Source organism: Bacteroides sp. QWL-09 (assembly GCF_058683585.1).
The window spans coordinates 1,270,850-1,284,299 of record NZ_CM178748.1 but is presented as its reverse complement, the minus strand read 5'-3'; the positions used below and the strand labels follow the sequence as shown (position 1 = coordinate 1,284,299).

The 13,450-nt window shown below is 42.1% G+C and carries 8 protein-coding genes; 6 read left to right on the top strand and 2 right to left on the bottom strand.

Going from position 1 to position 13,450, the window contains the following annotated elements; genetic code table 11:
- Window positions 1-1,014 carry an ABC transporter ATP-binding protein gene (locus tag AC4PG5_RS05080; RefSeq protein ID WP_492030347.1) on the top strand — a complete coding sequence of 338 codons (1,014 nt, stop codon included), beginning with the start codon at window positions 1-3 and terminating at the stop codon, window positions 1,012-1,014.
- A gap of 111 nt (window positions 1,015-1,125) precedes the next feature.
- On the opposite strand, the gene AC4PG5_RS05075 is transcribed toward AC4PG5_RS05080, so the two are convergent.
- Window positions 1,126-3,375 carry a DUF748 domain-containing protein gene (locus tag AC4PG5_RS05075; protein WP_492030346.1) on the bottom strand — a complete coding sequence of 750 codons (2,250 nt, stop codon included), beginning with the start codon at window positions 3,373-3,375 and terminating at the stop codon, window positions 1,126-1,128.
- Between the two features lie 238 nt (window positions 3,376-3,613).
- On the bottom strand, window positions 3,614-5,293 hold the full coding sequence (locus AC4PG5_RS05070) for a transporter substrate-binding domain-containing protein (RefSeq protein ID WP_492030345.1): 1,680 nt from the start codon (window positions 5,291-5,293) through the stop codon (window positions 3,614-3,616).
- Window positions 5,294-5,674: 381 nt separating this feature from the next.
- Between AC4PG5_RS05070 and AC4PG5_RS05065 the strand changes: the two genes are divergently transcribed.
- The 5 genes from AC4PG5_RS05065 to AC4PG5_RS05045 all read left to right on the top strand — a co-directional run bounded on the left by AC4PG5_RS05065 (window position 5,675) and on the right by AC4PG5_RS05045 (window position 13,443).
- Entirely contained in the window at window positions 5,675-7,192 is a 1,518-nt protein-coding gene (locus AC4PG5_RS05065; RefSeq protein ID WP_492030344.1) for a sulfatase family protein, read from the top strand.
- A gap of 12 nt (window positions 7,193-7,204) precedes the next feature.
- Window positions 7,205-8,776: a sulfatase family protein gene (locus AC4PG5_RS05060; protein ID WP_492030343.1), complete on the top strand. Its 1,572-nt coding sequence runs from the start codon at window positions 7,205-7,207 to the stop codon at window positions 8,774-8,776.
- An 866-nt stretch (window positions 8,777-9,642) separates the two neighbouring features.
- Entirely contained in the window at window positions 9,643-10,044 is a 402-nt protein-coding gene (gene bamJ, locus AC4PG5_RS05055) for a BamJ family beta-barrel-assembly machinery protein (RefSeq protein WP_492030342.1), read from the top strand.
- Window positions 10,045-10,079: 35 nt separating this feature from the next.
- A complete protein-coding gene (locus AC4PG5_RS05050) occupies window positions 10,080-10,649 on the top strand; it encodes a hypothetical protein (RefSeq protein ID WP_492030341.1) in 570 nt (189 codons plus the stop codon).
- Between the two features lie 136 nt (window positions 10,650-10,785).
- Window positions 10,786-13,443 (top strand): glycoside hydrolase family 2 TIM barrel-domain containing protein, encoded by a 2,658-nt coding sequence (locus AC4PG5_RS05045; RefSeq protein WP_492030340.1) that lies wholly within the window; start codon window positions 10,786-10,788, stop codon window positions 13,441-13,443.
- Window positions 13,444-13,450: the final 7 nt, after the last annotated feature.

The window sequence follows — 13,450 nt, the reverse complement described above, 5'->3', positions numbered from 1 at the left end:
ATGACGGAACAAGAGATACTTACAGCTCAGAACTTATCCATTGGCTATTCTTTAGGCGGAGGGCGACATAAGGTGGTTCATCGTGATCTGACTTGTGATCTGAAATGTGGTGAACTGGTTTGTTTGCTTGGCCCTAATGGAGCCGGGAAATCGACTCTCTTACGAACGTTATCTTCTTCACAATTGCCATTAGGCGGTCAGTTGCTCGTGAATGGGAAGGAGCTCCGACAGATCGATGAGCGGGAACGTAGTCGGCTGATTGGCGTGGTACTCACCGACAAGACTCAAACCGGGGGATTGACAGTTTATGAATTGGTTGCTTTAGGACGCCAACCGCACACGGGCTTTTTCGGGCGACTGCAAGCTAAAGATAAAACGATGATCGTTGAGGCGATGGAGGCTGTTGGTATTGCTCACAAAGCCAAAAACTATATGGCGGAGTTGTCGGATGGTGAGCGACAAAAAGCGATGATCGCTAAGGCTCTGGTACAAGAGTGTCCGCTGATCTTATTGGATGAACCGACTGCTTTTTTGGATGTGGTGAGTCGTATCGAGATCATGACGTTGTTGCATACCATTGCTCATGATCAGAAGAAGGCCATACTTTTGTCGACTCATGATATCGAACAGGCTTTGGTGATGGCCGACCGGTTGTGGTTGCTCTCTCGTCAGCAGGGGTTGATGGTAGGGGTGACTGAAGACGTGATTTTAAGCGGAAAGATGGATACGTTGTTTGGACGGGAGGATATCTTGTTTGATCATGACCACGGGGTGTATTATCCTCGAGTGAGTTGGGATAAACAGGTTGCTGTGGAGGCGAACGATCCGACCTTGTTTCATTGGGCAGTGAACGCTTTGAATCGGAAGGGTTATGCTTGTTTTACACCTGATGATCGCCGTTCTGAAGGATGTGCGGTGTTGAAGGTACAATCGGCTAAGCACTTGGCTTTTCTGGAAAAAGATGGAGTCCTTCGCTCCTTTACTTCATTTGAGGAGTTCTTGACGAACCTATAAACCAGATCTTACCGGCTTGTCAATCCCTATCCGCCTATAAAGAAAATCGCTATGATCTTCCTCAAAGAAGATCAAAGCGATTTTAGTCGATCGGGTGCGGTTTAACTCCCCTTACTTGCCTTCTGAATCTGCGGTTTGGGTTTTTGAATCGGAGTTCTCGTCCCCAAGCCCCATCTCAATGGCATATTTACTTTTCTTATCGTAGTCTTTTAACTTCTCTTCGCTAGCTGTTTCCACTTTTAGCTTCTCTTTCGGAATCCCACAAGTCGTCATCAGATAATTATAGAACATCCGGTTGCGTTCGCTGATGAGTTGATGGAGTAATTCTCTCGTGGAATCGATCGGATATAAACGGTCTAATTTATCTTTTTCGGTTAATGGAGTGGCCGATTGAAGATCCGCTCTCTTAGCAAACAACGTATCGATATAGGCGATGAATGCAGGTTCTTTATCTTTTATGGAGTAAACCTCTTCTGCCGTTACGGTATTGTTGTTCTCGAGTGGTTGTAGACTTTTGATATAGCTTTCTTTTGCCAAATAGAGCTTAAGCTCTTCGATAGCTTCCTCTTGGTCGAGGTATTGAGTGAGCGAGAGCGACATTTCCGGTTTCTTCTTATAGATCTCGGCCAGATCGTTCATCATACTGTATTGCTCTGCAGTAATCTCTTTTTGTAAAGGTTCTATCGCAATGGATTCCATTTGATCGGGGTTTAACCCGAAGGAGTTGGCTAGAAAGCGTATGGGGGAGACGGCAACTTTGACGATGAGATTGCCAATCGTCTTAAAGATGATTTTCTTATAAGAGAACTCCGGATTGTTGAGGTCCCCTTTGACCGGAATGTCAAACTGAATCTTGTCATCTTTATCCTTTAGGATGTAAACACCGAGTCGCAAAGGGACATTGCTGTAGGGAGCATCTATACCTTTATGCTTTTTGCTGACACTCATTTTATAAACATCAATGGTGTTGCTGCTGTTTATGAAATTGTTTTGAATCAGATATTTGGTTGTAAAATTCATGTTTCCTTTCGTAATATCGTGCGCCGTATACTCATAACAATAAGGACTGAATGTTTCCAGGTTGATGTTATGAAACTCAGCTCTTAGCTTTTGATGGCTCAGTTGGTTGAGGTTCCCTTCCCATTCGATGTTTGCTTTTCCACCACGAGGGAAAAGAGCAGCGAGCTGAATGCGATTGCTCTGGTTGATGTTGAAGTGCTCGGAGCGGAAACTTAGATCCGATAGAGCTAAACGGAACGGTTGCTTAATGGTCTGATCGGTATACGACAAGTGGGATTCTGAGATCTTTAAATGTTCGACCGTCATGGTCGGATTAGGCGTTGGTACGTCCGATTCAACAGCTTTTACCGGCTCCGGTTTGAAGAGAGCATTGACATTGTCACCGTTTGGACGAAGAATATAAGTCAGATTCATTCCTTTAGCGCTGATTGAATCGAACTGGTAAGTTGCACTTGGCAAATGGATCTTATGAATTCCAATATGGGTCTTTTTAATAGAGACAACTTCTTCATTGGAGGCATTGGTCAGGAGAAAATCGTGTGCATCCGCTTTACCGGTTATGCTGAAATCGAGAATGTGATTGGTATTTCCTTTAATCGTAATCTGACCGTTAACGGAGCCTTCTAGTTGTCCGATATTAAAGCTTTCCTTCAAATAAGGTTTGATCATTCCGATCGGAAGGTTTCGCCCTTTCAAATCCCATAAGTATTCATTATTAGCCATATTCATGGTAAACTTATTTTCTAGAATAGCATCTTTGCCGATTTTAAGATGAATACCCACATCGGTGTTGCCTGTTTCGAAAGCTAACCGCGGAATCGTAATGGCTAGATCGTTCAACTGTATGGTATGATTGAGTAGCTTATCCGTATAAGTCAAGACTCCATCATGAATAAGAATGTGATTGATCGTGATAGACTTTGGAAAGTCGGATGGCGATTTAACCGCTGTGGAATCGGGTTTAGGAAGCAAATCGTCAAAGTTGAATGTTGATCCTTTCTGTATGATTTCAGTATAAGGACGTACGACTTTAAGCTTTTCGATTTCAATTCGCTTTCCCAACAAGGCACTTAAGGTGATATCAGTTGAGAACGAATCGATTGAGGCGAATAATGTTTGGTCGTCTTTTTCGTACATCCTGATCGAATCAATCTCAAGAACGCCCGTAAAGATGTTTATTCGGAGATCTTTCAGTCGGATTTGTCGCCCGATAAGTTCTTTACTATGTTTTTCGATATAACTTTTAGCAAAGGGTGAAATGCCGATGGCTACAACGGCTACTACTAAGACCAGAAAGATTAAAATTCCGGCCGTGATTTTTGTTTTCTTATGCTTCATCATCTTTTCGACGTAATAACGGTTTCTGTTTTTAATGTATAGTAAACACCCTATTTAAAAAGAATGTTTGCTATCATCGGGAGTAAAACATATTGTTTACAAAGTTATCATTGTTTTTTGGGGTTCGAAAATGAAATGAAGGAAAAGTCTGCTTTGTTATGATTTTATGGGAAATTTTAAATCGAAGGTTGGAAATTCCCGGTTGGTAATTGGACTTGGAATAAAACGGGAACAAAAGGAGTTATGCTTTTGTTTCTATTTCGGCTTCACAAGGATAAAAACACCAGAATGTAGAACCTTCTCCGTAAACCGATTCTACACCGATTTTTCCATGACACTGTTCCATTATGGCTTTACAAATCGACATACCTAATCCGGTTCCTTGTGTGAATTCATTGATCTTATAGAAGCGTTCAAAGATTTTTTCTTGGTGTTCTTTCTCGATCCCGATTCCTGTATCTTTGACATAGATATATAATCCGTTGTCTTCGTAACGATAGCCCATTTCAATATAACCTTGAACGGTAAATTTATTAGCATTAATAACGAAGTTGGTTATGACTTGGGATAAGCGATGCTTGTCTCCTTTTATAATGCAATGTTTATACGGATTAATCGCGATGAGTGGAACATCGGCGTTTTTTACCTCTTGGCGCAGAGTCTGTTCTAGATATTTAAAGGTTTCTGAGAAATCGAACTCTTGCGATTCCGTTTCGATGATGCCAGACTCGATTTTGGATAGATCGAGGATGTCGTTTATGATCGATAGGAGAAGGTTGGAGTTTGTTGTGATCAGTTTTGAATATTCCTCTTTGGTTTCACTATTCTCTTCTTGGGTGATTAACTGTGAGAATCCGACAATCGCATTTAATGGCGTACGGATTTCATGGCTCATATTAGCCAGAAAGAGCGATTTTAGGCGATCAGAATGTTCTACCTTCTCTTTCTCTTTTATCAGTGAGGCTTCTGAAGCTCTCAACTTTGCTGTGGCCATTGCGATGTTACGTCGTTGTAGGATGATAAAAACAAACGTGATGAAGAGTCCTAGAGTGATAAACCCTAGTAAATAGATTAAATCTTTATGCTTCTGGAAATATCTTTTTTCTCCGAACCATTTATCTGATATCAGTTCTAATGATCCGTTTTCTTTGACGACAAAAAACGCTTTGTCTAGTTTGAGTAATAGTTTTGGGTCGTCTAAGTGCACAACAATGGCATGCTCAAATGGAGGGAGATCGGCCGGTATTGAACGAAAAGTGTTGGCTTTATGCTCTTTCTTAATATAATATTGGGCAACTTTTCTATCACACATAAGGGCATCGCCCTTACCTGCCAGTAGCATTTGTAGTCCCTGTGATAAGTTGGGGGCGGTAATGATCTGATCGGTGAAGTCAATTTGATCCAGATATTGGCAGGATAGATAGTTTTTAATACAAATAATGCGTTTGCCTTCTAGATCTTGATGGGTCATAAAGCGACTGGAACTTAAAGTGATAAAGTCGTAATAGACGTAAGTCATAGCAAAGTTAAACGCATATTTAGCCGCTCTTTCTTCAGAATAGTTGAGTCCGATGATGGCATCGACTTTTTTCTTTTCAAAATCACTTAAGACGGTATCCCATTGGGCGAGTTCAATGGTATAATCCAAACCCGCTGCTTCAAAAATGGCTTTGGCTACGTCAATGCTATATCCAACAATCTCTCCATCTTCATTGAGGTACGAATAGGGAGGGTAGTTTAAGTCCCCGATTGCTTTTATGGTTGGTTTGTTTTGAGCATAAGTGGGAATGGAAAGCAATAAGCAGATCATGAAAAGTACTCGTTTGAGTGTTTCCCTTTTATATTCCCCGATGCCTAATTGAGCCCAAAAACTCTGGCAATGAAGATTAATCTTATGCTGTTTTATGGTGAATTCTGGCATGTGGAATCTTATTAAAAATTTATAATGATAGCAAAAATACGTATATGACTTGATATATGCAATAGATGGCTGTAAAAGAGTGATAAAAACGATCGACTATCTTGATGATCTGTTTCGCCTTTATGTTGTCGCTATTTTATTTGTAGATATATCCGGTCCGTTGGTACGCGGCTGTTTGTGCTGTCAGTCTCTTGTATGTCTCTAGTTATGAGTTTGTTGGTGGCCTATGTTAATGAGCGTCTATATGAGTTATAGTTGTGTGACGTTTATATATTTGAAGATGAGAAGAGGCGGTTGCTTAAACAAAGGCTTTTTTGAGTCGGTTAATTCATCGAATTTGTGTATTTTTGGGCTTTATATAATCCCTTTAGAGTATTTAATATGAAGAAAAGCACGATTTTACTATCTATGATGGCTGCAGCCCCTTTAGTTGTAAGTGCGGCTAAAAAGCAAAAGACAAACATTATTTTTATTCTCGCTGACGACTTGGGGTATGGCGATTTATCCGGATTAAATCCCGGTAGCAAAATTAATACGCCTCATCTCGATCGAATGATGGAAGAAGGAGTCAACTTCACTGACGCACATTCACCTTCCTCTGTGAGTACACCAACACGCTATGGTATTCTTACCGGCCGATATTGTTGGCGTTCTTCTCTAAAATCGGATGTCTTATTTGGATATGACAAGCCTTTCATGACGGACCATCAAAGCACGATTCCTTCGGTGTTGCGTTCCGTGAATTATCATACGGCCGGTATCGGCAAATGGCATTTGGGATGGATCTGGAATAATGTGGATGCAGGACATGACAAGGTTGATTTCTCTAAGCCAATAGAAAAGGGCCCTACGACCAGAGGGTTCGATTATTTCTATGGTATATCGGGATCTTTAGATATGGATCCTTATGTTTATGTCGAGAATGACTTGCCCACCTCATTACCTAATCGTCAGACTGAAAATACGGGGCTGGGATTTTGGCGTAAAGGGCCTACTGGTAGTGACTTTGATCATGAAGATTGTTTGCCGAACTTTACCCGTCGCGTGCAAAGCTATATCACAGAGAATGCTCAGAAGGAAAATCCGTTCTTTCTCTATTTTGCACTACCGGCTCCCCATACTCCCATCTTACCGGTTAAGGCTTTTCAAGGAAAATCGGGGTTGAGCCCATACGGCGACTTCGTAATGATGGTTGACTGGGTGGTTGGAGAAATCATACAAACCGTTAAAGAGGCCGGGATAGATGACGAAACCTTGATCGTGTTTACTTCCGATAATGGATGTAGCCTAGGGGCCGACATTAAAGGATTGCAAGCTAGAGGACATTATCCGAGCTATATTTATAGAGGACAAAAGGCCGACTTATTCGATGGAGGACATCGCATTCCGTGTATTGTTCGATGGCCGGGCAAAGCGAAGCCTCATGTGGTGACGCAACCTATTTGCCTAACCGATTTCTTTGCTACGTTTGCTGATATTGCCGGCTACGATATGAAAGCATCCGACGGAGTGGATAGTTATAGCTTAGTGCCTTTGTTGAAAAAGAAACAGGTGAGTCGGCCGATTCGTGAAACGGTGGTTCACCATTCCATTAATGGCGAGTTCAGCATCCGGAAGGGGAACTGGAAATTATTACTTTCTCCAAGTTCAGGCGGTTGGAGTGCTCCTTTGCCAAACGACAAAAAAGCGTTAGAGTTTTTACCTCCAATACAACTTTACAACATGGCTGTCGACCCTAGCGAAAGAGTGAATGTTGCCGCTCATTATCCGGAGGTTGTCGCTGAATTGAAGGAACTGATGGCGGGTTATATTCGCAATGGAAGAAGTACCCCCGGAAAGAAGCAAGAGAACGACCCTTGCAAGGAATGGAAACAAATTAAATGGATGGAGAACCTATAAAGAATCGGTAATATGAGAAATGAAAAAAAGATGATGACCTTGTCTCTTCTTGCTTTATCTGCGACAGTATATGGAAATGGAGCAGGAGATCAGGCGGATGTTAAAGAGCCGACCAAGAAGATGAATGTCATTTATATTATGTCGGATGATCATTCCTATCAGACCATTAGTGCTTATTGCAATAAATTTGTTCAAACGCCCAATATTGATCGCTTGGCGAATGAGGGGGTGAGATTCACCAATAGTTTTGTGGCTAATTCGATTAGCGGACCTAGCCGGGCTTGCATGCTCACCGGTAAACATAGTCACGCTAATGGCTTTACTGATAATTCGCAAGTCTTTGATGGGACTCAGACCACTTTACCGAAGCTTTTGCATCAAGCCGGATATCAGACGGCAATCGTTGGGAAATGGCACTTAGGCTCTGCGCCGATAGGGTTCGATTATTCTGAAATCTTAATCGGGCAAGGCATTTATTATAATGCTCCTTTTATAAAGAATGGCGAGAAGGTACAGTCGAAAGGTTACGTGACGAATGTGATCACGGATAAAGCGATCGACTGGTTGGATCATGGACGAGAAAAAGATAAACCGTTTTGCTTGTTGTTACATCACAAAGCGCCTCATCGTACATGGATGCCGGACTTGCAAGACTTAGACCTTTATAATGATCGGACGTTTGAACTGCCGGAGAACTTTTATGATGATTATAAGAACCGTCAAGCTGCCGCGGGACAGGAGATGAGCATCATGAAAGATATGGATCTGATTTACGATCTTAAACTGGCAGATAAGGAGAACGAGATTCACTCCGGTCGGTTGGAGCAAGTCGGGCGTAGGATGTATGATAGCATGACGCCTGAAGAAAAGGCGATCTGGGACAAGCATTATGATGAGGTGATCCGAAAATTCAAAGAGGAACATCCCACCGGTAAGGCTTTAGCCGAATGGAAATATCAGCAATATATGCGCGACTATTTGAGAGTCATTCGTTCGGTCGACCGTAATATCGGACGTTTATTGAGCTATTTGGAGAAAAATAATCTGTTAGAAAACACCATGATTGTGTACACTTCCGATCAAGGCTTTTATATGGGAGAACACGGATGGTTCGATAAACGTTTCATGTATGAAGAATCGTTCCGTACCCCATTGTTGATCCGCTATCCCGGTGGAAAGAAGGGGGATATTCCTGAAATGGTTCAGAATATTGATTATGCGCCGACCATCCTTGAGATTGCAGGTCTCGGTACGCCTAAGGAGATGCATGGGGTTTCATTCTTACCCTTGTTGAAAGGTGAGCAACCCAAAAACTGGAGAAAGTCACTCTATTATCATTTTTATGAGTATCCGGCAGAACATGCGGTGAAACGTCATTATGGCGTTCGAACGGAACGTTACAAACTGATTCACTTTTACAATGACATCAATGTGTGGGAACTCTATGATCTAAAGAATGATCCTCATGAAATGAATAATATTTATGGTCGACCGGGTACTGAGAAGATCGTTAAATCCTTAAAGAAGGAATTGGTGAAACTCCAAAAACAGTATCATGACGACGCGGCATTAAAGCTGAATTAAGAAACGATTAAGACGATAAGATAGGAGGGGGTATCAAAACAAGAGTTTTGATTCCCCCTCTTCGTCTTTAGGCCTAGTTCTTGAAAAGCGTTCCAAGTCACCCCCCCTCCATTGGGCGTTGTTGTTTCTTTCGATTTGATCTTATCCTATTTTATTCTATCTTATTCTATCTTATTCTATCCTATCTTATCGGCTTGTTCCCTCATGATATCCCGTTTCTCAACCGATGTTGATGTGGCTAACTTTGGTTGTCCGATTTTCTTGGAGTGTTTTTTTACAATTAGAAAGGTGCTGATTCATTCATTCAAAGGCTGATTCCCTTTTTTAAAAGCCAAAACGAACTGTTTTAAAGGCTACTGTTTTAGTTCCCTTGTTAGGAAATTTATTTCCAAACGTTGGCACTTTAGTTTCGTCAGTATGAAAATAATTTTCCCACCGTATGCAACTCTTGTGTCCGCCGTATGCAACTGCTTTGTCTACGTATGCAACTGAAACGCGACCGATGAATGACCTGTTTCTGAGAGCAGTTGACGATTGGGGTGGACTATCTTTTTGTCTTATTCATCAGGTCGGTTGACGCTGTTTAAACTTATTTTTCTTCTCTCTCATCAGATAAAAAAGGGAATAATTCTCCTTTTTTGCCCATTGGGAATGGTCATGACATAGCCATAAGGACAATCCATTACAGAAGCGAAACGGTTCTCTTTTTCTCTTTAAACGAATGGCTTGTTGAGGCAAATTGCTTGTTTTGATCTAAAAACGGTTGTGAACTGACTCTTTTACATTACCTTTGTGACCTGTTTTGCTCCATGCAGAACAGATGGTTCAGCAATAATCAGATTTTAAATCAATAACTTTTTTCAAACATGAAAAGTAGTAAACAACAGTACAGAGAACGAAATCGTCGTTATTTAAAAACGAATAGAGAGAACCCTGAGGTGATTGCATTACCGAGTGGTGTGCAATATCGTGTTATTAAGCAAGGGGAGGGGAAAAGAGCTATTTTTACTTCTTTAGTTCATGTCTATTATAAAGGTCAGTTTGTCGATGGAACAGTTTTTGAGAGTAACCTAGACGAGCCGTTACCTGCACTTTTCCGGGTGTTCGATGTGATTGAAGGTTGGAAAGAGGTCCTTCAACAGATGACTGAGGGTTCGGAATATGAAGTGGTTATTCCTTATGAGTTGGGTTATGGAAAACGAAGCAATGGTAATATCCCCGGATATTCGACCTTGATTTTCCACATTCAATTGATGAAAGTCGAATAAGAACGTTTACGATGGCATAATACGAATAAGCAGTCATGATAAAAAATAACTATCCGCTCGATTATTTCGTTCAATATGAAGAGCGTTTGAAGCAAATCTTATTAGAGCAAGCCACTCAAGCCGGTTGGTTGAAAGGCCAATGGCTAGAAGCTGAAGAGCTCGATCTGAAATGGAAAGAGATGGCTCCCGAATACATGGCCGATGCCGTTCCTGAGATTACTCATTATCCCATGGTTTCTATCGCATGGGCGGGTTATCTGGGAGTCGCTTTGGCGCATTTGTGGGATACCGATTGGGACCGTTGTTCGCAACAGCAGGAACTTTATGCTGCGTTGCGCAATCCGCGCGGATTCGATGCTATGGACGAATACATCATCGAAGAGATTCTGAACTTATCTCTTGAAAGTCCCGAATACAAAAAGATGGAGGCAGCGTTACAAAGTCTATCGGAAAGTGCCTTGACTTTAATTCGCAGAGAACAGATTAACCCTCAGACGACTGATGCTTTTCATATCTATTCGCATACGGTTAAGGTGATGTATAAGTTGGGGGTTGCCATTGAAATGCGCCGATTGGGGTATAGCTACACAAAGACTAAGCTCTGATCCTGAATCTCTAAGATTTATTCGCAATAAAAATACATAGATCACTCAGTGGACAATTTGTTCGCTTCTTTAGGACAAAAGATGCTCTTGTTCCGGATAGTTATCTTTATTTTTGTTGCGAATAAATTTTATAACTATGAATACTCAAAAGCTCTTTTTACTATCTGTTCTCTTTTTACTCTTTTCGAGTACTAATCTGAGCTCAGCATCCTTGGCTCGATTCTCAACAGCCGGATTCTACGAACTTCCTAACACCGGCAGAAAAGCCTATTCGATGAACCTTGCTTGGCGTTTTATGAAAGGTGAGGTTAAGGGAACTCCTTATGCTTCCGATTTTGATGATTCTCAATGGGAGGTGGTATCTGCTCCTCATGGGTTGGAATATCTACCCACCGAGGCAAGCGGTTGCATCAACTATCAAGGGATAGCTTGGTATCGTAAGCATTTTACCTTAAATAAGGAAATGCAAGGAAAGCAGTTGTTCCTCCATTTTGAGGGGATCATGGGAAAATCGGAGATCTATCTGAATGGAGAACTCGTGAAGAAACACTATGGTGGTTATTTACCTATAATCATTGATATCACTAAGAGGTGTTCTTGGGCTCATGAGAATGTGATCGCTATCAAAGCGGACAATAGCAATGATCCTGATTATCCGGTTGGAAAACCTCAGAACCTTTTAGATTTTACGTATTTCGGAGGCTTGTACCGTGACTGTTGGCTGATTGCTCATAATGACGTTTATATCACTAATTCTAATTATGAGAATGAGGTTGCCGGTGGAGGTCTTTTCGTCTCTTATTCTGATGTGACCGAGAAAAAGGCAATGGTTCATTTGAAAGCCCATGTCCGTAACCAATCGGAACAATCGAAGCGGGTTACAGTGACCTTCGAATTGCGAAAGAACGATGGAGAGTTGGTAAAATCTTTGTCAAAGCGAATTTCTATTAAACGGGGAAAGGCTGAGTATGCTGCCGGTCAGTTGGAGGTGAATGCCCCTTCTTTATGGAGCCCGGACTCACCATATCTATATCATTTGGATGTCTTTGTAAAAGATGCTCAAGGGAAAGTGATCGATGGCTATCGTCGACGCATAGGGATTCGAAGCATCGAATTTAAACAGACAGAGGGGTTATGGATCAACGGTAAGCCTTATCCGGAGAAGTTGATGGGCACCAATAGACATCAAGACTTTGCTGTTTTGGGCAATGCCATGCCAAATTCGATGCAGTGGCGTGATGCTAAAAAACTAAGAGATGCGGGACTTAAAGTGATTCGGACTCATTATGTTATTGATCCGGCCTTCATGGATGCTTGTGATGAACTGGGACTTTTTGCTTTGGTTGAGGTACCGGGCTGGCAGTTCTGGAACGATAAGCCTATCTTTTCTGAACGATTATATTCGGATATTCGCAACATGGTACGTCTGCATCGTAATCATGCTTCCTTGTTCTTCTGGGAGCCTATCCTAAATGAGACACACTATCCGGTTGAATTTGCCAAACGAGCATTGGAGATCTGTGGAGAAGAATACCCTTATCCTTATAGCGTTGCGGCTTGCGATCATGGAGCAGCCGGTGACGAGTATTATTCGTTATTATTGCGACCGATTGAATCTAAGCTTCGATCGGACAAGACCTATTTCATTCGAGAATGGGGTGATAATGTGGATGACTGGAATGCACAGAACTCAGATAGTCGGGTCTCTCTTGAATGGGGAGAAGTTCCGATGTTACTTCAGGCTGAACATTATGCCAATCCTCCTTATAAGACGTTGTGTTATGAGAGCATCTGCAATAAGCCGAGTCAAATTGTCGGAGCTTGCTTTTGGCATTCGTTCGATCATCAGAGAGGCTATCATGCCGATCCTTTTTATGGTGGAATCATGGATGCCTTCCGTCAGCCCAAGACTTCGTATTACATGTTCATGTCGCAACGCTCACCTCAGAAGAGTGATCTTATTGCTGAGAATGGACCTATGATTTATATTGCCCATGAGTTGACTCCATTTTCACCTCAAGAGGTTACCGTCTACTCTAACTGTGATGAGGTTCGGTTAACGGTCTTTAAAAATGGAAAAACCTATTCTTATACGAAAGATCCTCATCATAAAGGCATGCCTTCACCGATCATCACTTTTGCCGATGCTTTTCATTTCATGGATTGGAAAGCTATGGCTAGAGCAGGAAAGCAAGATGAGGCTTATCTGTTGGCGGAAGGACTTGTGAACGGGAAAGTTGTTGCTACTCATCAACGTTTTCCATCGGGTCAGGTCGATCATATTGTGTTGCGGTTGGATAATGACGGGATTGATCTTAAAGCGGATGGATCGGATATGGTTACTGTGGTAGCGGAAATTGTCGATAAACGGGGAACGGTGAAGCGCTTGAACAATTCTGTGTTACATTTCGAGATTGAGGGCGAGGGACGATTGATCGGCGATGAATCGATCGGAGCAAATCCTCGTCGAGTTTCTTGGGGAGCAGCTCCCGTATTGGTACAGTCGACCGTGAAGCCCGGAAAGATCAAGGTTCGTGCTTCGATGTATCATGCCGGCTTAGCTCGCCCGATCGAGGGCGTGCTTGAGTTTGAAAGCGTATCGAACGATCAACGAGAGTTGTTCTCATTGAACGAGTTGTCGCAGATAAACAAGATTAATCCTAAACATCAGACGAATGCCGGGAAGACGGATCTAGAACGAGAGAATGAACGGCTGAAGAAAGAGATCAACCGACTGAAGGTACGGGAGGTTGAAAAGCAACAGACGGTTTTCGGAGTCGGTATAAACGATTAATTTTTTT